This is a genomic window from Pseudomonas nunensis (genome assembly GCF_024296925.1).
GTDB classification, from domain to species: Bacteria; Pseudomonadota; Gammaproteobacteria; order Pseudomonadales; family Pseudomonadaceae; genus Aquipseudomonas; species Aquipseudomonas nunensis.
Window position 1 is genome coordinate 971,420 of the sequence record NZ_CP101125.1, and the last position, 17,608, is coordinate 989,027.

The following is a 17,608-nucleotide window of genomic DNA, read 5'->3' on the forward strand; positions in this document are numbered from 1 at the left end:
AATTTATAATTCGCTGCCTCGACCTAAAGCCGTCGATATTGCCTTGATCGCCGCTAGTCCTTCTGCCAGTACCGATACACCGTGGAGCTGGCCAATCCAAGCCTCCGCGCCACCTCAGCCTGCCTCAATCCTAACGCTTTCAGTTCTCTCACGGCATCGGCATTCTCGGTTTTGCCAGGCTTACCTGAAGGTCTCTTTTTCAGCTCTTTGCCCATAAATTGATTCCGGACAAGCTGCTCTCCTCCGTCTGCTTTGAATGAGGCAAGCTCTGCGCGTGCTCGCTCTAGAGTGGTGTCGGTAGGCTCATCCTTCTGGATAGCGACACAGAGGGCCATAAGAGCAACAGGATCGAAATGGAGGGCCTCTGCTATCTCGATCAATTTCGAAACCGTGATATTGCTCTTTCCTTGCTCCAGCTTTCCTATGTTTGCTTTCGCACTGACGTCTGCCAAATCACCGTAGTCAAAACCTCGGATTGTCCTGATTGCCCTGAGTGCTCCGGCGATCTCATTCTTAAGCGACATGGTCTGCCCTAAAAGCGAGGATAGAGCCATAACGCCTGTCTTCCGATAAACCACGTTTAGTGGTAGTATCGGAAATGTGCGGTAACGCCTTCTCAGAGCTAAGCCGCACAATCATAGTTTCAGAGTCTTTTCGAGATGGGCATCAGGCAGTTTGAGCGTCCTGAGCGCCCAAACATATCACATGTATTGTCAGAGGCTTTTTGATTGAAACTCGAAGAAAATCAAGCAGCCGGTGAGCTCCTCTCCAGCAATGGAGAGCCTCGGTATGGTTCTACGGAAAGCGAAGAGAGCTTGATTCAGTTGGTACGAGGCCGCTTTCCAAACAAAGGTTTTTGCATCGTCCAGCAGTGGACGATCGTGCGCGCGATAGCGAGTGATGGGGATCTCACTAAAATCCATGTCCATGGCCACCTGCCGCTCTTTGTTTTCGCCGAAAAAGTCATCCTAGACAGCCGAGGACGGTTCGATTACGGAAAATTGGGTGCGCAGCACCATGGCCATTTCGTTCCAAGACGGCTTTCTCTTTGAAACCAGAAACACTGTGTACCTCTTTGCGGGAGACGGCGACGAAAAGTCAGCCAGTCTCGCTGCAATACTGTCTCTTTATCAGTGATATTGGCTGCGACTGCGGTCTGTAGATCCACGGGAATGTGAAATGTTTAGAAGTCATGAGACCGCTGCCGAGGGCGCTCCTAATATTTTTGGAGATGGATATTCGAACTGGCGCATGTTTGAACGCCACTTAGCTCATCCGTGGTATCACGTCGTCCTTGAAGAGTGCTTGGATGGCAAGGTATGGCCACGTTCCCTGATGATTAGCGACGTCGATAAGCTTGAAGAAATACTTTCTCAACAAACCAGTGAGTTTCTCGTTACGGAGATTCAGGTCGTCACGCCCGGCTGGATGAATAGAACTGGTAAGTGGAAGATGGAAATGCTTTCGGGGCTGTTGGTCGGATATGACTCCAATGGAGCTCGTGTTTGCCTTCATAACATAGGCGATGAAAAGGCTTATACCGATGCCCCAGGACGTCTTGTTGACCCTCACTCTCTCAAAGGGCTTCGAGTGATTTTTTAATCCGAGTACGTAACCCGCAGCCTCTCCCGGCAAGGCGCGCCATGCTCGGAGGCCGCCGGCCGCAGCTGTATGCAATGTACAACTAAATCGAAAGTGGTCGTCTGCTATGAAAATTCAGATTTACTCAGATCTTCACCTCGGTTTCGCTCGATTCGAGCCCACCCCTAGCGACGCGGACGTAGTCATTCTCGCTGGTGACATTGATATCAAATCTCGCGGAGTGAACTGGGCGAACGACACATTCCATTGCCCTGTGATCTACGTCTGTGGAAATCATGAGTACTACAGCGGCCACATTGATCGCACGCTTCAAAAAATGAAGGACGCCGCCGCGCCACATGTCCATGTACTCGAAAATGAAGTTTTGACCCTCAACCAAACCAGGTTTTTGGTCACTACAGCGTGGACAGACTACTCGTCGACCGGCGACGCCGTTGCGGCGAAACGCGCCGCTTGGGAACGAATGAACGACTTCACTGCCATCCGAACAGATGAGAGTTACCGACGCCTTCGTCCCGATGATTTGATCGCTAAATCTAAAGCAGCCTATGCCTGGCTCACACAGGAACTCGACAAACCTTTCGATGGCGAAACAGTTGTAGTAACGCACCATGCACCGGTACTGGATTACGTTGGTGATGAGCTTCCCACACACCTGGTGGCTGCTTATGCCAATGACTGGAAGGAGCTCGTAGGCAGGGCCGATCTTTGGGTTTATGGGCACACTCACGTCTCAGCGGATTTCCTCACGAATGGGTGCCGTGTGATCTCCAACCCTCGCGGCTATCCGAATCAACAAACCGGTTTCAATCCGGATTTTCTGATCGAGATTTGATGAATAGTCGTTCACCAACGAACCTCAGCGAACTGAATTTCGCTGCGTACGAATTCGAGAAACTCACATGGTTACGTTAAAAGAGATCTCCCAGCTCCTTTACGGCGCAGGCGAGGAGGTGGCCGGCTGGCAGGGCACCCAGGACGAGCTGATTGCATTGGCCGCAAACGCCTTCCCTGGCAAAGCCTTCTGTGTTGTGAAGCAGTGGATCCTGATCGACCTTACGGTTAACTCTGATGAGAAAGAAAAGCTCACCGGGCTCGGTCTACTTCCCGCAACGCTTTTCGCTCACGAAATCGTCCTAGACAGCAAAGGCCGCTTCCAGCCTCAAATGTGGGTGCGCAGCAATTTCGGTGTGTCTTTCACTGAAGGCTCCATGTTTGAAACCAAAAGTACGGTCTATCTCCTCCTCGGGCCAGGACTGAGAAAAGAGGCCAGCATTGGTGCTGCTTTTTCGATGAAAGCAGGGTGAGCGATGCTCGCAGACAATTAAACAGAGTCGTTTTGGAGCATGGGTTTGATGCCAGAAGTAACTGAGTTGGAGTTCCACAGTAAAGATTTAAGCGACTTTCAGCTGAGTCGCTTGGTGCGAGCAAGCCTTCGAAAATACACGGTGCCAGTCACTGCTTTCATTAGCGACGCTGTCTTCGCGGATGACACATGCCTGGGCGTTTCCTTCGACCATGCTGAGCGTGACGATGCGTACCATAGGGTGGATGGTTCTATTCTCCGGACAGGTAAAATTCAGTCAGCGAGGAAAGAAGGGCGGTTTTGGCTGCTCGAAACCCAAGACGGCAACTACGTCATCGCTAGCTTCAAGCGAGACCTCGGAAGAGCGAGCTTTCTCAAGCTTCTTCACTCCGCTGACCCGTGCTGAGTGATGCTCAGGCCACCAACTAGGTTTCGTGCGACTCCGATGCGGCTGGCTCAATAGCCGTAATCGTTAAGCAATTTCTTCAAAAACTCACGCCGCCGTTGGACGATGCTCAAAATGAGATAGTCGCGGTCGGTGTCTCTGGTCGACAAATGCCCAGCGTCCACAAGACCGTGGATATAGCCTTCGGCTCTGCCCTTAGCTTCGAGCAGTGCCTCTTTGGATGTGCTTTTGTAAATGTCTACAGCGATGAGCTCCCACCGCTTTTTCTGACGGTGCCCAACGGGGTCATCGGAAAATTTCGGGGCGTTGATCAGAGTGTTGAAATCGGCATGTACGTTTGGTGTGTTCAAAGCAGATTCTCGGAACGGTGATAACTGAGCGGAGGCTATCATGCGCACACTATATCGCTTGTTGTTGGCTGGTTTTTATAGGCGCTGGCGCGAAGGGGCGACATCAATGATGGTGCCCGCTTTCGGTGGCGTCTTTCAACGTTGTGGCGCGTACAGGCAGTGCTATTCAGCGAGTACATTCCTAGCCCGGAGTTCGATATGGGATACCTCAGCCTAGAGGACATCTACCCCGATGACGTAAAGATATATGGCCATCTGCGGGTGGGGATGACCGACCTCTACGTAAAAGACAATCATGCCGTTTATGGTGTGGTTACGCGTGGTCAATACCGCGAGCTGACCAGCAGGTTACTGCGTGACGAAGCATTGCAAATCATCATCAGCGCTAAGCTCGCAGCGTTGCCTGAGGATTACGATCCGTGGATAAGGCGGATCGAGCGCAATCGCGCCTTACACGCTAGGTATGGGGACAAGTTCGATCCTTGGGCAGACGACTGACAGAGCCCACGTCCAATCACAAACGCAGCGCCTCATCTTATTCGGCAGACCTGGTAGTTACGCTTGTCGCAAATCCATCGGTCGAAATTTCCTTTCGCGAGATTGACCGCAAGCGCGCTTCGACGTTAACTGTATGTATATACAGTTTCAGTTAAGGCATTGCTCATGAGCGTCACCATCCTCGGCCCACTTGCAGCAGGGGGAGTCCAGCTTCCGTTTTACTCCTTCAAAGTCCCTGCAGGCTTCCCATCGCCGGCTGCGGATCACCTTGAGCAACACATATCTATCGACGAGCTTCTGGACATTCGAGCACCGCATATCTATCTGGTGCGCATCGAAGGAAGCAGCATGGAAGGTGCTGGAATATTTGATGGTGATATGGCGGTTGTTGATCGCTCGATCACCGCTGAGCATGGGCACATCGTGATTGCTGCTGTTAATTGTGAGCCGGTCTGCAAGCGCCTTTGCAAACGTGGGCCCAATGTCATCTTGATGTCCGAGAACGTAGGTTACCCGCCACGATACATCCTCGAAGGCGATGAGCTGATCATCTGGGGAGTGGTGACATTCAGTGTGCGTGCTCATGATCCAAAAGCCTGAGCCCGTCTTCGCTCTCATCGACTGCAACAGCTTCTACGCGAGCTGTGAGCGAGTCTTCCGTCCAGACTTGGCCAAGACTCCCATCGTGGTGCTCAGCAACAACGATGGATGCGTGATTGCCCGCAGCTATGACGCAAAACCTTTCGTGAAAATGGGTGAGCCGTTCTTTCAGATCAAGCACAAACTCAAGCAGCATGGCATCGTCGCGTTTTCATCGAACTATGCCCTTTATGGTGACATGAGCGAGCGAGTGATGAGTGTCATCGAATCGCTCGTGCCAGCTGTCGAGGTGTACAGCATCGATGAGGCGTTCGCGGATTTATCAGGTGTGCCAGGTGATCTTGAGGCGCTTGGTCGTCGTATCCGTGCGCAGGTATATCGCGGCACTGGAATCCCTGTCGGTGTTGGTATCGCTGGCACTAAAACCCTCAGCAAGCTGGCCAATCACGCCGCTAAAAAATGGCAAGTACAGAGTGGTGGTGTGGTTGATCTTCGTGACCAAACCAAGCGCGATTGGGTGCTGAAGAAATGCTCGGTCTCGGACGTCTGGGGAGTTGGACGCAAGATGACTCTTCACCTCGAAGGCATGGGCATTAAGTCCGCTTGGGATCTCTCCAAAACCGATCCCTGGACGTTGCGTAAGAAATTCAGCGTAGTGGTTGAGAAGACGGCGCGGGAGCTCGCGGGTACGCCATGCCTTGAGCTTGACGAGCCTGATCCACCAAAGCAGGAAATTTGCTGCAGTCGAATGTTCGGCAAACGTCTCACCGAGATAGCGACGATCAAGGAGGCGGTCGCTACATATATGATGCGAGCCACGGAGAAACTTCGGGCTCAGAAGTCCTTGTGCAAGAAAATAAGGGTCAGCATTCGCACCGGTATGTTCAATCCGGAGGAAGCCAAATACGCTAATGGAGTCTTGGTCGAATTACCGTACCCAACTGACGATGTCCGGTTGATGACAAAGGCTGCCGTGGAAGCAGTGGATCGAGTCTTCCGACCTGGTTTCAAATACAGCAAAGCTGAGGTGCTTCTGGTCAACCTATGCCAGAAGGGCGAGTACACCGACGACTTGTTTTCGATCTCTCAACCGGAAGCGACCGAGAAAGTAATGGGCGTTTTAGATGCCATCAATGGCAGGTGGGGTAGGGGGACGATGCGTCTCGCGAGTGTGCCAACTGATCCAGACTGGGGGATGCGCCGGGAGATGATGAGCCAGAGTTTTACGACGCGGGTTGATCAGCTATGGACAGTGTACTGTAAATAGTCAGATGAGCAGGGCTCAGGTCACGCTAGAAAACCTATGAAAGGATCGGTCGTTGAAGATATTCCTAGATTGCGAATTTACTCAGCTGAATCGAGACTCGAAGCTGATATCCCTGGCGCTAGTATCTGAGTCTGGCAAAGAGTTTTACGTTGAGCTGACGGATACCTATGCAGTTGAAGACTGCAGTGACTTCGTCATCCACAACGTTTTGCCGCAGCTTGATCATTCGCTATGTGGTCAGTCGCGAAGGGAAGCCCAGGCATCTCTTCGAAGATTTCTGGGGAGCTTCGCCGAGGAACTTGAGGTCTGTTCTGATGCGCCACATTGGGATTGGGGTTTTTTCTGTGATCTCGCTTGTGCAGATCATCAACCCTGGCCACTCCAGGTTGTGAGTCAACCGACCAACCTTACTATCTTGTTCAATCAGGTGAGTGCGGAAGCTCTTGAACAGGTAGTGCTGGTTGATCCGCCACACCATGCGTTGCTGGACGCGCGGATGCTTGCAGAGCTCTGTATGGCCTTGGCCTCTCGGTTGGTTTTATCACCGTAGCGGTGCATCACTTCAGAGGTCGATCTGCTTTGGACGGTGGACTGCAGATAAATCGAGTTTCACCAACGATGGGGATGCCAAGCTGGATTATTCCAAATTATGGCTCCGCCATAATTATTGCTGAGCCATAATTTCTCACTTTTAAAAGCCTCGGTTCAGGCATCGAAGCAATACGCCATTTAACAGTGATCGTCTGCTGTATTCATCCTGTATGACTCAGCGGACACCCATTGATAAGGCAATAGCTGCTCGATCTCACTTGCCGGTGCTTCGACAGCCGCGCGAGAACGCCTTTGAGATACCTAGCAACGCTGTAGCGCAAGGTACCAATCAGAGTAGGGTGTATTGGCAACCTGCTTTCTATTGAAGTCTGGGCTGCCATCGTCCCACCAAACCGGCCCGCGCTCCCCTAGCGTCTCTTTAGCTTTTTGCACGCATGCTCTTGCCGCCGACAATTGCTCGTCATCTCCAGAGGCTATCGCTGCCTTCACCGCACGACGCGCTGCCATCAGCTTGTCAACAGCACGTTGCCGGTCAACCTCATTCAGCGACGGGTTGGTGCAACGCCATAGCTTGCCTTTGACTACGAAGTAGCGACCGTCTGGAGTCGTCGGATACATTTTTATGGTTTCCCATTGTATTCGTGAACTCCCCAGCTGATATCTGCTCAAGCTATCACTGAGGGATCAGTTTTGAGTGGTGCGAAACGACAAGGCTCGCCGCGTAGGAGAGTGTTTACAGGGGGCATCAGCGACAGTTTCGTCCTGAACAAATGAATGCTGCCGGCGTGTGTTTCGCAGCATTCCCTACAACATGGAAATTGCTATCGCCGTCCATGCGCCAATCATGCTGACGGTGGTCATTGCAAGGCTCATAAATATCTCCCTTTGCTTTGTCGTCTTCAGATTCTCCTAGTAGGTGACCTTGTGCCGCTTGTGTGATTCAAATTTAATGGTGGAAATAGAGCTGCCTGATCCGCATATTGATGCAAGTTTGTCTTTTTGGTGTACCGTTAGAATACTAATCCAGAAGAGGTTTTCCATGTCTAAGCTCGCAGAATTCCGCCAACTTGAAAAACATCTCGCCGAACAACTTGCAGCACTTGAAACTTTGAAAGGGGATGCAGGCCTTAAGCAGGAAATCGAATTCGAAACGAAGCTTCGTGCTTTGCTGGCCAAGTACGGCTATAGCCTAAAAGACATCGTCAATTTGCTTGATCCACATGCCGGTCGCAAAGCACCAGCGGCAGAGCAGAAATCCGGCAGCCGCAAACCTCGCCAAGTGAAGATTTACAAGAATCCTAAAACTGGCGAAGTCGTGGAAACTAAAGGTGGCAACCACAAAACTTTGAAAGAGTGGAAGGCGGAACACGGTTCGGACACTGTCGAGTCCTGGCTGACCAAATGAGTTTGGTTTGAGTACAAAAAGGCCCGCGAGGGCCTTTTTTAATATCGATTAATAGTGGGTCTCAGGGTGTTGGCATTTAGGTTATCACTTGCGTCATACACGCTCACCTGCACTAGAAGCTCGGACGGGAGGCAACCTCATCCAGGTGCTGCAGCAGAGACAGTGGATCTTCGTAGACTCTGAGTGCCCCTGCACGCTCGAGCTCACCCGTGTCGTAGCCACCAGAAAGCAGCCCTATACCGGTTGCCTTACAGCGTCTGGCGGCGAGCATGTCCCAGATGGCATCTCCTATCACCAGGCATTCTTCGATAGGCACAGCGAGTTTGGCTGCACCCGCGAGGAACAGGTCTGGATCGGGCTTGCCATATTTGACGTCATCACGGGTGATGAGATTTACGTCTGCGATGTCGAGACCTAACGCCTTGAGATTAATTGCTGCGGTATCCATCCCACCGCTTGTGGCAATGCACCACTTGAGCTGGTCGTGGTTCAGAGTATCCAGAAGTTCAATGGCGCCAGGGAGAGCGCTGATCTGACTCTGCAGCTCTTTGTAGGCTTTAGCATGTTTATCACTAAGTCTTTTAGCCTGATCTGGATTGATCTCCAGTCCGGTTTCACGGGCTAACATCTTAAGCATCAGTCCGCCGCTCATACCGATCTTTCGATGAATTCGCCACATGGCTAACGGAATGCCTTCTGCATCCAGCGCAGTTTTCCACGCAAAGACATTCTGGTAAACGCTATCAGTTAACGTGCCATCCAGATCAAATATGAACGAGGTTTGCTGGCGCATGCGTGTCACCTCCTAGATAAAAGTTCAAGCGGTAGATACCTGGTTTTGAAGTGTTGGTGGAACCGCAGAGCACGAACGCCGCTGCGGTTTTATCGCGTTTCACTTCCGCTTTTTCGCTGAGGGCTTTTTCAGCTCGAACATCAGCACTGAACGCCCGGTTACTTGGTATTCATCTCCAAAAGAAAACGATTCACCAGGGTCAAAATCTGTCTGGTTAGTATCCAATTGGAGAGCCCACTGTTTGCCTTGTGGCACTTCAGGCAGTTTAAAGCCCACTACATCGTGATGCGCGTTGACGATGATCAAAAGCGAATGATCTACTCCTTCCCGGCGAATACCGCTCGTTTGAGTGCGACCGTCCAGCAGGATGCCCATGCAACGGTTGCTGCCGTCCTGCCATTGCTCCATACCCATTTCATCACCGCTCGGCTGGATCCAGCTCACGTCTTTCACGCCGAGGCTCTCGTCATACTCCCCGGTGAAAAAGCGGTTGCGACGAAGCAGTGGGTAGCGATTGCGCAAGTCGATCAGGTACCTGACAAACTCCTGGAGCTCGCCACTTTTCTCACTCACATTCCAATCGACCCAGCCGATCTCACTGTCCTGACAATAGGCATTGTTGCTACCACCTTGGGTACGAGCAAACTCGTCGCCTGCCAAGAGCATGGGCGTGCCTTGGGACAGGAAGAGCGTGGCGAGAAGATTGCGCATCTGCCGATAACGCAGCTCGATGATGGCAGGGTCTTCGGTTGGCCCCTCGACACCACAGTTCCACGACCTGTTGTCGGAGTGCCCGTCACGGTTATCTTCGCCGTTGGCCTCGTTGTGTTTCTCGTTATACGAGACGAGGTCGTTCAGCGTGAAGCCATCGTGGGCGGTGATGAAATTGACCGATGAAGCCGGCTTGCGGCCACGTCGATTGAACTGGTCACCCGAGCCGAGAAATATCTTGGCAAAGTCACCTAGCATTTCGTCGTCACCTTTCCAGAAGGCGCGCGAGATGTCCCTAAACTTGTCATTCCACTCCATCCAGCCCGGAGGGAAATTGCCGACTTGATAACCCCCGGGGCCGCAGTCCCAGGGTTCAGCTATAAGCTTCACCTTCGCGAGCGCTGGATCCTGACGACACGCATCAAGGAAGCCGCCTCCCTCGCTGAATCCGTCTGGTTCCCGGCCAAGGATAGTCGCCAGGTCGAAGCGGAACCCGTCCACGCCCATCTCCGAGCTCCAATATCTCAAGGAGTCGGTCACCATCTGCAGCACGCAGGGATGGCTCATATTGAGTGTGTTGCCGGTACCTGTGTCATTGATGTAATAACGGGCATCGTCGGGCATCAAGCGGTAGTAGTTGGCGTTGTCGATACCTTTGAGTGACAGGGTAGGGCCCATCTCGTTGCCCTCGGCGGTGTGGTTGTAGACCACATCCAAAATCACCTCCAACCCTGCCTTGTGAAATCGCGAGACCATGACTTTGAATTCGCCGATGGACTGTCCTGCCATATAGCGAGCGTGCGGAGCAAAAAAGCCAAGCGTGTTGTAGCCCCAGAAGTTGTGCAGTCCTTTTTCTAGGAGATGATTGTCATCCAGGAAGTAATGCACAGGCATTAGCTCTACAGACGTCACGCCGAGCGAGCGAATGTATTCGACGACATCGTATTGATGGAAAGCTGCAAAGGTGCCGCGTTCAGACTCCGGAACCGCAGGGTGCCGCATGGTAAAACCGCGTACATGGGCCTCATAAAAAACAGTATTTTCCCAAGGCACGTTCGGCTTTGCTGTATTGCCCCAAGTGAAGGCAGGGTCGATGACCCTACAGCGAGGCATGAAAGGTGCGCTATCACGTTCATCGAATGACAAGTCACCATCTTCATGTCCTACGGTGTAGCCGAACAGCGCATCGTCCCATTGCAGTTCACCCGAGATCTGCTTGGCATAAGGGTCGATCAGCAATTTGTTGTGATTAAAACGATGACCATTTTCCGGATCGTATGGGCCGTGCACTCGATACCCGTATAGGGTGCCTGGCCGAGCATCAGGAAGGTAGCCATGCCAAATCTCATTGGTGAATTCCGGTAACTCAATGCGTTCAATTTCTTCCTGACCTTCAGCATCGAATAGGCACAGCTCAACCTTTGTGGCATTCGCCGAAAAAATTGCAAAGTTGACGCCCGAACCGTCCCACGTTGCGCCTAAAGGATAGGGAAGGCCTTCACTGACGCGGGTGGCTGGACGATCTTGGCTTGATGCACTGTCGCTCGCTGTTTGATCAGACATGATCAAGCACTCCGGAGAAAATTTAGGTTGGGCGAATAACCAACGCGGTCTATCGATAGAAGCCCGGAGTGCGGAACAGTTCAGGATATTTGCAGGGCATTTGTGCGTGGCCGATGCGGAACATTCTCGAGTGGGAGAACCCGCATGAATCATTTTGATGCGCTGTAATATTTTGAAACATCTGAGGCTGCGCGGGAGTCCACTGGTTTCAGCCCTTTAAGAATTCCTCATGAAAACGCCTCGCCCGTCCGCACGACTTGAACCACTTTCCCAGCTTAGAAATTTGAAGATGGCTCGATCTGCTCACGCCTATGTGCGAGGGAGCACTACTCAGTTTTATGAATGGCTACATAGTCAGTCTGGGAGGCGTCTTCCAAGTGGGCCACCCGTTTGGATCTGCGGTGATTGTCACGCGGGAAACCTTGGGCCGACGGGTGATCTAAAAGGCCGGATTGACATCCATATTCGCGATCTTGATCAGACAGTTATTGGCAATCCTGCACATGACTTGGTAAGGCTGGCTTTGTCATTAGCGACCGCAGCTCGTGGGTCTGATCTACCTGGCGTTGCAACTGCTCGAATGCTCGAAGAGATGATGCGTGGGTATGAGCAAGCGTTCGAAGACGATGTCGACGAAGAACCACCTCGACCTGCTCAAGTAAAAGCCGGGATGCGTAACGCAGTACAAAGGACGTGGAAGCATTTGGCAAAAGAGCGCATTGAGGACACTCGTCCCACGATCCCCCTCGGCAAGCATTTTTGGTCTCTTTCCCGAGCCGAGCGCAATGCTCTAAAAACACTTTGCGCCACCTCTGAAATCCACACTCTGGTGACCTCACTCAAAGGCAGGTCTGAAGATGACCCAGTTGAAATGCTCGACTCTGCGTATTGGGTGAAAGGCTGCAGCTCGCTGGGTTTGAAACGGTACGCGGTGTTGTTAGGGGTGGGTGATGAGGACAATCAAGAATTTTGCCTGCTAGATATCAAAGAGGCAGTTAGTGCGGTAGCTCCTCGGGCAGCGAGAGCTGCAATGCCAAGAGATAATGGTAAGCGAGTCGTAGAGGGGGCTCGTTTTCTTTCGCCCGGCTTGGGCAATCGGATGCTGGCAACACGTGTGCTCGATCATGGATTTTTTATTCGTGAGCTGCTCCCTCAAGACATGAAGCTGGAGCTGGATCAGTTGAGCCAACGAGATGCAATGCTTGCAGCCGGTTACCTGGCGCGAGTGGTTGGAATTGCTCACGCAAGGCAGATGGACATGGCTACTCGATCTTCTTGGATTGGCGACCTTCGAGCTTGCCGATCAAAGACACTCGATGCACCTTCTTGGCTTTGGTCGAGTGTCGTTCAATTGGTCGGAAATCATGAGAGAGGTTACTTGGAACACTGCCGTCGTTATGCGCTTGAACATTAAGTCGAGGGTTGGGCGCGGTAAGTCTTGGTAACAGCGCAAGCGCCGCGTCAACCCAACGTGGTCTTAGAAGCGTCCCTTGTCTGAGGCATATGGCTCGCCCTTGAGAGCGCAGCTGTCACTGTGCTTTCTAATTGATTAAGCGTGTATGGTTTCCTTAGAAAGGACGAGGAGGAGGGAATCAGATGGTCTTCTATCACGTGACCTGACGTGAGAATCGATGGAATTAATGGCCACTCGTCTCCCGCCATTTTAACAAAGTCTAGGGCCTCGGAAACGTTCGAAATTCCCTGGTCAGCAATTATCAGCGGGCACTTTCCTTGGACATCCACAAGATGGCTCATAGCAGCTTCTGCATGGTCGAAAATGACGGAACTGAAGCCGAATTCAGTCAATATTTCAGCTAACAGTAATCGGACTGCTGCATTCTCATCAATGATGATTACGTCACCATAAGCCGGTTGTGGGGCATCGAAGGTATGTATTGGGTCAATTTTGTTTAGCTGCGAAGAATTAGGTTTCATCATCGCTGCAACCCAAAAGCCTGATTATTGACTGCGTAGCCAGGAGCAGACGTTGAGAGTTCGAGGTCTTGTCGGAGCCCCTCGATGAGGTTTGCGATGGCATGTCCATTACTCAGTTGAGCCACAGAAATACCGGTGACGACAAGTACTTCTTGATTTGACCTGTCGTGGAAGAAACGTACAGTCAATGCCGCTCCCAGATCGACAGTGCATTCACAACGAATTGGCAGAAAACTTTGCTCGACTAAATGGCGAATTTCTAGAATCGACAGCATGCTCGGTCGTCTCGACGGGAGCCAGCCAAATGACTTTTGTCTGAAGGATTATGAGGAAGCGTCGTGAAAGTACGCGCTTGATAGGGCTTGACCTATTTATTGGCTAGGGGCTCACCCTTAATATTAGCCCTTTACGGCCTTCATCCTTAGACCCTTTTACGCTCGGGAAGGTTCGGCATGCATTGGTCGCGCAGGTCTACACCGCTACCAATTCGTGGGACTTCGTCAACGAGGTCATTAGTGTTCTTCTCGCTTTTTCTCATCACTGTCGGCGTCGGGTGATGCCGATAGCTGAAGGCGTCCCTCCGAATCGAAACAAGAGCTTGAAGTTGTCATGACTGCGGTTGAGGTAAGCGGCGAAAGAAAAGTTTTAATCGATTGAAGGGTGACCGACGACCGGAGGTAAAACGGGTAATTTGCACGGCTAAAAACCGCCTGTCGCGATCCCTAAATCTTTATAAAATTTTCCACAACGCATCGCCTTCAGATGACTGTGGACGTCGCATTCGGTAAATCACCGATTGAGTATCGACGCCTTTAGGCCTGAGGAGATTCGTCATGTTTTTACATAACAAACGACTTCAATACACCGTGCGCGTTGCCCAACCTAACCCAGGGTTGGCGAACCTTTTACTTGAGCAATTTGGTGGAGCGCAGGGAGAGCTGGCGGCTGCGTCTCGATACTTCACCCAAGCATTGGCCGAAGATGATCCAGGAAGAAAGGATCTGCTGATGGACATTGCCACCGAGGAGCTAAGCCACCTTGAGATCGTCGGTTCAATCATTGTGATGCTTAACAAAGGTGCCAAAGGCCGCTTGGCCGAAGGCGTGGAAGAAGAGGGCGAGTTGTATCGTGCTATTAACGGCGCCGGCAATGACTCACATATCACCGCGCTGTTGTACGGCGCTGGTGCGCCACTGACCAACTCTGCGGGTGTACCTTGGTCGGCAGCTTACGTCGATACCATCGGTGAACCCACAGCGGATATGCGCTCCAACATTGCCGCCGAAGCACGCGCCAAGATTGTTTACGAACGTCTGATGAACGTTACGGATGACCCTGGTGTGAAGGAGGCATTGGGGTTTCTTATGACTCGCGAAATCGCGCATCAACTGTCATTCGAAAAAGCGCTGCACTCGATCCAGCCGAACTTCCCGCAAGGCAAGCTTCCAGGCATGCCTGATTTCACCAACGTTTATTTCAACATGTCCCAAGGCGCAGAAAGCACTCGCGGGCCATGGAATCAAGGTGACGATTGGGATTATGTGGAAGACCCCAAGCCAGCAGTCGACGGTGGCGATGGCACCGCAACTGTGGAACTGAGCGAGGGTGAAGACTCGCTGCTGATGGACTTAAAAGCTCGGACTATGTCTGACCCGGAAAGTAATCCAATCACTGGTGCTGATTTGGGTGCAGGGGTTCAAGGGCGTGAAGAAGTCTAATGGAGGTCACCGCACGCCGTTCTGGCGTGCGGTGCTTTAGTTGAAGCGTTGAGGTGAACCAAATGTTTTCTAATTCGAAGAATTTTTCCGCAGTATCCGTAGAACGCTTTTCGCGTCTCTTTGACTCCACCGCAATGTCGTTTGAGCGAGAAGCGCAACGTATATCGAAACAGATTCTCACCGTCGCCAGGAGAGATTCTAAAAAGCAATCCGACGGTAATTAGGAGGCGTCATGTCCGAACCATCCTTACCTGTTAAGGCATCGTGGCGTTCTGGATTCGACTCTGAAAAAAATGGCGGGTGGGTAGGCATGGTTTTTTGGTCAACCCTTATTGGGGTGACCATCTTGTTGCTTATCAGCGGTTACAGCGCCTTCACCGGCGCAAACCGTGTCAACCTGCACTATGCACTCATCGGTGGACTTTCGGGCTTTGGTGCGACTGCTCTAGGTGCGGTTGTAGCAGTGATCTTGCGCGACATTACAGCCCGCACGCAGGACACCATGCTAGGGTTTGCAGCCGGTATGATGCTCGCTGCCAGTTCCTTTTCACTTATCCTCCCAGGCATCGCGGCGGCGCAGTCTATTTGTGATAACAAACTTTTTGCTGCGTGTGTCGTGGTGCTGGGTCTGGGATTGGGCGTGGCGCTTATGATCGGGTTGGAGCGCTTCGTCCCTCACGAGCATTTGGAGAGTGGACGTAAAGGCCCCGAGGCGCAGCGGTTCAATCGAGTGTGGCTCTTCGTCCTTGCAATTACGCTGCATAACTTGCCTGAGGGCATGGCGATCGGTGTCAGCTTCGCCAATGGAGACATGAAGGTTGGTTTGCCGCTGACGACAGCAATTGCCATTCAGGATATCCCAGAAGGCCTTGCTGTTGCATTGGCCCTGCGCGTGACCGGCATCTCCGCAATGCGTGCTGCATTGATCGCCGTGGGATCAGGTCTGATGGAACCTTTAGGGTCTGTCGTCGGCCTTGGTATCTCCACAAGTTTCGCATTGGGCTACCCCGTTGCTTTAGGTCTTGCAGCAGGAGCGATGATCTTTGTTGTTTCCCATGAAGCTATCCCCGAGACACATCGCAATGGTCACGAAACGCCAGCGACGCTGGGATTGATGCTGGGTTTCGGTGTGATGATGTTTCTTGATACGGCATTGGGTTGAACACCAGAGTCATATCAATTGGTCTGAGAGAACAAATAGTGCCTAAAATTTTGACTTCGCATTTATACGAAACAGAACTGAGCGCGCACAACGCCAAGATGTTCGGATCGCCTAAAGAACGTCTGGATTTTTATCGGAGAGAAATCCAATACGAGACGAGCATCTTGGCCAATCGAACAGACGCTTATCTGGCCGCGCAATCCTTTTTGGTCATCGCCTTTGCTTCTTGTATGGCCAATCTCAATCCCGAATGGGGAAAGCTTTTCACTTTAGTCGTGCCGCCATTTCTCGCACTGTTGGGAGTTCTTAGCTCGCTGAATGCATGGCCAGGAATTCGGGCGGCCTACGACATCATCGATCACTGGTATTACAAACAGAGCGAGCTTCTGAGGAGTGAACCAATGATGGGGCTCGCGTATGACGAATCTCCGTTGTTCAGTGAACGCGAGTCGACGCACAAGGGGTATCGAAAGGCTCTGCTATTTTCCGTTCGTACACCTTGGATCTTCGCGACGTTTTGGATTCTGCTAGCTATCTGGTCTGTCTACATCCAATTCACAAATCCGGGGGCCTAGACAGATTGAGTACCAAGCTTAGGACTCGTCGGTTTTTTCTGGCGTGTTGCTTGAATCCAAATCCTAGTTGCTTCGACTCGTTTGGCGTCCGCGATAGCTTTTGCCTCCTTAAATTTCTTCCAGATTTCTCCCGTTTTGGCTTCAGCATCCAAGATGCTGTAAGCGAGTGCCTCCAGGCGATCCGCCTCGAAGAAAAGCGCAGTTGAACGAGCTACCTCGGCGACATTATTCAACTCGCTTTCGTCTTTCGAAATATATGCGCTTATGAGGGTGAGACCTCCGTCCAATTCAAGGTTGCGGACTCACGCCATCTCACATCAGTCACCCCATACTTTTCAGCTTGAGGTTTGGAGATGACTTTGAGTGGCGGTCTTCCAGGCTTTGGTATGGGAGCTAATCCAGCATCACAACTCGCCCAATGCCAGGCGTCTGCATTGCGCATTGTCTTTGTCCGGATAATGAAGGATTTCGGCTCCCCATGGAGCTTGTACTCAATGATGAAAAGATCAGTGTTCATGAGATCCTCCTTACGCTCATGGACAAAAGAGTGGGCTCGCCAAAAAAAATTCAAAACGTTTTTCGGGCAATGTTAGGTGACTGAAATATCGACCGTTTTCCAAATTTTCATCACTCGTTAGCAACCTAGCTACTCGCTGGCGGTGCCTCTTGTGAGCTCTCAGGAACCTAAGTCGAATTTCCATGCTTCATGTTGAAATCCCTCGGGTGTAACACGGCCATGAACTCATTCAAAAATATGCTGGCACTGTCTCTGAATGCACAAATTCGTGTATTGGATATGTGGCATCGTGCCCTTGAAAACTGCTCTGTCCGTATGGAGTGTCCGGATACCCACCATGAGGAATTAATTCGTCTAGCTGACGAGTTGGATCGGCAACACATGATTAGCTGGGTGGAGTGGCGTGACTTACGGCTGGAAGCAGATAGAGCGTATTTAAGTGCTGTGGCGGGAGAGGACTATCACCCTGGCGGGATGTAGCTGAGAATTAGGATTGTACCGCGCGATGGATTCTCGTTTTCTGAAGCACGTTCCGATGCGTTCGATCACGATAGCCTGAGAACCCATCCACAAGTCCCGCCGAAATGTTCATGAGACTCGTAGCCACTCTGAACTTTTTTGGGGCCGGTATTTCCACTAACCACCTGC

At 51.7% G+C, this 17,608-nt stretch carries 24 protein-coding genes; 15 read left to right on the top strand and 9 right to left on the bottom strand.

The genetic code is table 11. From position 1 onward, the window contains the following. Window positions 1-53 precede the first annotated feature (53 nt). Entirely contained in the window at window positions 54-554 is a 501-nt protein-coding gene (locus tag NK667_RS04475) for a helix-turn-helix domain-containing protein (RefSeq protein WP_236708553.1), read from the bottom strand. 174 nt (window positions 555-728) lie between these two features. On the opposite strand from NK667_RS04475, the gene NK667_RS04480 reads away from it, so the two are divergent. The 5 genes from NK667_RS04480 (at window position 729) to NK667_RS04495 (ending at window position 2,909) form a co-directional block, all read left to right on the top strand. Then, window positions 729-1,052, top strand: a complete 324-nt coding sequence (locus tag NK667_RS04480; protein WP_152980855.1) for a DUF6957 family protein — start codon at window positions 729-731, stop codon at window positions 1,050-1,052. After that, the gene (locus NK667_RS32760; RefSeq protein ID WP_413786135.1) at window positions 1,018-1,137 is read left to right on the top strand and encodes a DUF6957 family protein; all 120 of its coding nucleotides are present in this window, start codon (window positions 1,018-1,020) and stop codon (window positions 1,135-1,137) included. Before NK667_RS04480 ends, NK667_RS32760 begins: the two co-directional genes overlap by 35 nt. A 42-nt stretch (window positions 1,138-1,179) precedes the next feature. Then, window positions 1,180-1,602: a hypothetical protein gene (locus tag NK667_RS04485; protein ID WP_054613959.1), complete on the top strand. Its 423-nt coding sequence runs from the start codon at window positions 1,180-1,182 to the stop codon at window positions 1,600-1,602. Between the two features lie 106 nt (window positions 1,603-1,708). Further along, window positions 1,709-2,437: a metallophosphoesterase family protein gene (locus tag NK667_RS04490; protein ID WP_054613960.1), complete on the top strand. Its 729-nt coding sequence runs from the start codon at window positions 1,709-1,711 to the stop codon at window positions 2,435-2,437. Between the two features lie 67 nt (window positions 2,438-2,504). Then, a complete protein-coding gene (locus NK667_RS04495) occupies window positions 2,505-2,909 on the top strand; it encodes a DUF6957 family protein (protein ID WP_054613961.1) in 405 nt (134 codons plus the stop codon). Between the two features lie 455 nt (window positions 2,910-3,364). Here the strand turns inward: NK667_RS04495 and NK667_RS04500 are convergent, their stop codons facing one another. Then, window positions 3,365-3,664: a hypothetical protein gene (locus NK667_RS04500; protein WP_054614077.1), complete on the bottom strand. Its 300-nt coding sequence runs from the start codon at window positions 3,662-3,664 to the stop codon at window positions 3,365-3,367. Window positions 3,665-3,862: 198 nt separating this feature from the next. On the opposite strand from NK667_RS04500, the gene NK667_RS04505 reads away from it, so the two are divergent. The 4 genes from NK667_RS04505 to NK667_RS04520 all read left to right on the top strand — a co-directional run bounded on the left by NK667_RS04505 (window position 3,863) and on the right by NK667_RS04520 (window position 6,579). Continuing rightward, window positions 3,863-4,162 carry a hypothetical protein gene (locus NK667_RS04505; RefSeq protein WP_054613963.1) on the top strand — a complete coding sequence of 100 codons (300 nt, stop codon included), beginning with the start codon at window positions 3,863-3,865 and terminating at the stop codon, window positions 4,160-4,162. Window positions 4,163-4,327: 165 nt separating this feature from the next. Then, window positions 4,328-4,762, top strand: a complete 435-nt coding sequence (locus tag NK667_RS04510; RefSeq protein WP_083471276.1) for a LexA family protein — start codon at window positions 4,328-4,330, stop codon at window positions 4,760-4,762. Further along, window positions 4,749-6,029, top strand: a complete 1,281-nt coding sequence (gene umuC / locus NK667_RS04515; protein WP_054614078.1) for a translesion error-prone DNA polymerase V subunit UmuC — start codon at window positions 4,749-4,751, stop codon at window positions 6,027-6,029. The genes NK667_RS04510 and umuC overlap by 14 nt, the downstream gene beginning before the upstream one ends. 52 nt (window positions 6,030-6,081) lie before the next feature. Further along, window positions 6,082-6,579 carry a 3'-5' exoribonuclease gene (locus tag NK667_RS04520; protein ID WP_054613965.1) on the top strand — a complete coding sequence of 166 codons (498 nt, stop codon included), beginning with the start codon at window positions 6,082-6,084 and terminating at the stop codon, window positions 6,577-6,579. Window positions 6,580-6,881: 302 nt separating this feature from the next. Here the strand turns inward: NK667_RS04520 and NK667_RS04525 are convergent, their stop codons facing one another. Continuing rightward, on the bottom strand, window positions 6,882-7,199 hold the full coding sequence (locus NK667_RS04525) for a hypothetical protein (protein ID WP_083471277.1): 318 nt from the start codon (window positions 7,197-7,199) through the stop codon (window positions 6,882-6,884). Between the two features lie 421 nt (window positions 7,200-7,620). Here NK667_RS04525 and NK667_RS04530 point away from each other — a divergent pair, with 421 nt between their 5' ends. Next, window positions 7,621-7,986 (top strand): histone-like nucleoid-structuring protein, MvaT/MvaU family, encoded by a 366-nt coding sequence (locus NK667_RS04530; protein WP_054613966.1) that lies wholly within the window; start codon window positions 7,621-7,623, stop codon window positions 7,984-7,986. Window positions 7,987-8,098: 112 nt separating this feature from the next. Here NK667_RS04530 and NK667_RS04535 read toward each other — a convergent pair whose 3' ends face one another. Then, on the bottom strand, window positions 8,099-8,779 hold the full coding sequence (locus NK667_RS04535; RefSeq protein WP_054613967.1) for an HAD family hydrolase: 681 nt from the start codon (window positions 8,777-8,779) through the stop codon (window positions 8,099-8,101). Window positions 8,780-8,878: 99 nt separating this feature from the next. Continuing rightward, on the bottom strand, window positions 8,879-11,053 hold the full coding sequence (glgX, locus tag NK667_RS04540) for a glycogen debranching protein GlgX (protein WP_054613968.1): 2,175 nt from the start codon (window positions 11,051-11,053) through the stop codon (window positions 8,879-8,881). A gap of 229 nt (window positions 11,054-11,282) precedes the next feature. On the opposite strand from glgX, the gene NK667_RS04545 reads away from it, so the two are divergent. After that, on the top strand, window positions 11,283-12,467 hold the full coding sequence (locus tag NK667_RS04545) for a DUF2252 domain-containing protein (RefSeq protein ID WP_054613969.1): 1,185 nt from the start codon (window positions 11,283-11,285) through the stop codon (window positions 12,465-12,467). A gap of 47 nt (window positions 12,468-12,514) precedes the next feature. Here the strand turns inward: NK667_RS04545 and NK667_RS04550 are convergent, their stop codons facing one another. Next, window positions 12,515-12,991 (bottom strand): DNA-binding transcriptional response regulator, encoded by a 477-nt coding sequence (locus NK667_RS04550; protein ID WP_054613970.1) that lies wholly within the window; start codon window positions 12,989-12,991, stop codon window positions 12,515-12,517. Then, window positions 12,988-13,263: a DUF1652 domain-containing protein gene (locus tag NK667_RS04555; RefSeq protein ID WP_083471278.1), complete on the bottom strand. Its 276-nt coding sequence runs from the start codon at window positions 13,261-13,263 to the stop codon at window positions 12,988-12,990. The genes NK667_RS04550 and NK667_RS04555 overlap by 4 nt, the downstream gene beginning before the upstream one ends. A gap of 558 nt (window positions 13,264-13,821) precedes the next feature. Here NK667_RS04555 and NK667_RS04560 point away from each other — a divergent pair. From NK667_RS04560 to NK667_RS04570, 3 genes are all read left to right on the top strand, one after another. Beyond that, window positions 13,822-14,706, top strand: coding sequence for a manganese catalase family protein (locus NK667_RS04560; RefSeq protein WP_054613971.1), 885 nt, complete (start codon window positions 13,822-13,824; stop codon window positions 14,704-14,706). A 232-nt stretch (window positions 14,707-14,938) separates the two neighbouring features. Next, window positions 14,939-15,868 carry a ZIP family metal transporter gene (locus NK667_RS04565; RefSeq protein WP_054613972.1) on the top strand — a complete coding sequence of 310 codons (930 nt, stop codon included), beginning with the start codon at window positions 14,939-14,941 and terminating at the stop codon, window positions 15,866-15,868. A 38-nt stretch (window positions 15,869-15,906) separates the two neighbouring features. Beyond that, on the top strand, window positions 15,907-16,443 hold the full coding sequence (locus tag NK667_RS04570) for a hypothetical protein (protein WP_054613973.1): 537 nt from the start codon (window positions 15,907-15,909) through the stop codon (window positions 16,441-16,443). Here NK667_RS04570 and NK667_RS04575 read toward each other — a convergent pair. Both NK667_RS04575 and NK667_RS04580 read right to left on the bottom strand, forming a co-directional pair. After that, window positions 16,440-16,676 carry a hypothetical protein gene (locus NK667_RS04575; protein ID WP_083471279.1) on the bottom strand — a complete coding sequence of 79 codons (237 nt, stop codon included), beginning with the start codon at window positions 16,674-16,676 and terminating at the stop codon, window positions 16,440-16,442. The genes NK667_RS04570 and NK667_RS04575 overlap by 4 nt on opposite strands. A gap of 29 nt (window positions 16,677-16,705) precedes the next feature. Further along, window positions 16,706-16,960 (bottom strand): DUF6555 family protein, encoded by a 255-nt coding sequence (locus tag NK667_RS04580; protein WP_083471280.1) that lies wholly within the window; start codon window positions 16,958-16,960, stop codon window positions 16,706-16,708. Between the two features lie 219 nt (window positions 16,961-17,179). Between NK667_RS04580 and NK667_RS04585 the strand changes: the two genes are divergently transcribed. Next, window positions 17,180-17,440 carry a hypothetical protein gene (locus tag NK667_RS04585; protein ID WP_054614079.1) on the top strand — a complete coding sequence of 87 codons (261 nt, stop codon included), beginning with the start codon at window positions 17,180-17,182 and terminating at the stop codon, window positions 17,438-17,440. Window positions 17,441-17,608: the final 168 nt, after the last annotated feature.

Excerpts from the sequence above, each read along its gene's own strand:
- NK667_RS04475 (WP_236708553.1), bottom strand. The coding sequence starts at position 554 with ATGGCTCTATCCTCGCTTTTAGGGCAGACCATGTCGCTTAAGAATGAG.
- NK667_RS32760 (WP_413786135.1), top strand. The coding sequence starts at position 1,018 with ATGGCCATTTCGTTCCAAGACGGCTTTCTCTTTGAAACCAGAAACACT.
- NK667_RS04485 (WP_054613959.1), top strand. The coding sequence starts at position 1,180 with ATGTTTAGAAGTCATGAGACCGCTGCCGAGGGCGCTCCTAATATTTTT.
- NK667_RS04490 (WP_054613960.1), top strand. The coding sequence starts at position 1,709 with ATGAAAATTCAGATTTACTCAGATCTTCACCTCGGTTTCGCTCGATTC.
- NK667_RS04495 (WP_054613961.1), top strand. The coding sequence starts at position 2,505 with ATGGTTACGTTAAAAGAGATCTCCCAGCTCCTTTACGGCGCAGGCGAG.
- NK667_RS04505 (WP_054613963.1), top strand. The coding sequence starts at position 3,863 with ATGGGATACCTCAGCCTAGAGGACATCTACCCCGATGACGTAAAGATA.
- NK667_RS04510 (WP_083471276.1), top strand. The coding sequence starts at position 4,328 with ATGAGCGTCACCATCCTCGGCCCACTTGCAGCAGGGGGAGTCCAGCTT.
- NK667_RS04525 (WP_083471277.1), bottom strand. The coding sequence starts at position 7,199 with ATGTATCCGACGACTCCAGACGGTCGCTACTTCGTAGTCAAAGGCAAG.
- NK667_RS04530 (WP_054613966.1), top strand. The coding sequence starts at position 7,621 with ATGTCTAAGCTCGCAGAATTCCGCCAACTTGAAAAACATCTCGCCGAA.
- NK667_RS04535 (WP_054613967.1), bottom strand. The coding sequence starts at position 8,779 with ATGCGCCAGCAAACCTCGTTCATATTTGATCTGGATGGCACGTTAACT.
- glgX (WP_054613968.1), bottom strand. The coding sequence starts at position 11,053 with ATGTCTGATCAAACAGCGAGCGACAGTGCATCAAGCCAAGATCGTCCA.
- NK667_RS04545 (WP_054613969.1), top strand. The coding sequence starts at position 11,283 with ATGAAAACGCCTCGCCCGTCCGCACGACTTGAACCACTTTCCCAGCTT.
- NK667_RS04550 (WP_054613970.1), bottom strand. The coding sequence starts at position 12,991 with ATGATGAAACCTAATTCTTCGCAGCTAAACAAAATTGACCCAATACAT.
- NK667_RS04555 (WP_083471278.1), bottom strand. The coding sequence starts at position 13,263 with ATGCTGTCGATTCTAGAAATTCGCCATTTAGTCGAGCAAAGTTTTCTG.
- NK667_RS04560 (WP_054613971.1), top strand. The coding sequence starts at position 13,822 with ATGTTTTTACATAACAAACGACTTCAATACACCGTGCGCGTTGCCCAA.
- NK667_RS04565 (WP_054613972.1), top strand. The coding sequence starts at position 14,939 with ATGTCCGAACCATCCTTACCTGTTAAGGCATCGTGGCGTTCTGGATTC.
- NK667_RS04580 (WP_083471280.1), bottom strand. The coding sequence starts at position 16,960 with ATGAACACTGATCTTTTCATCATTGAGTACAAGCTCCATGGGGAGCCG.
- NK667_RS04585 (WP_054614079.1), top strand. The coding sequence starts at position 17,180 with ATGAACTCATTCAAAAATATGCTGGCACTGTCTCTGAATGCACAAATT.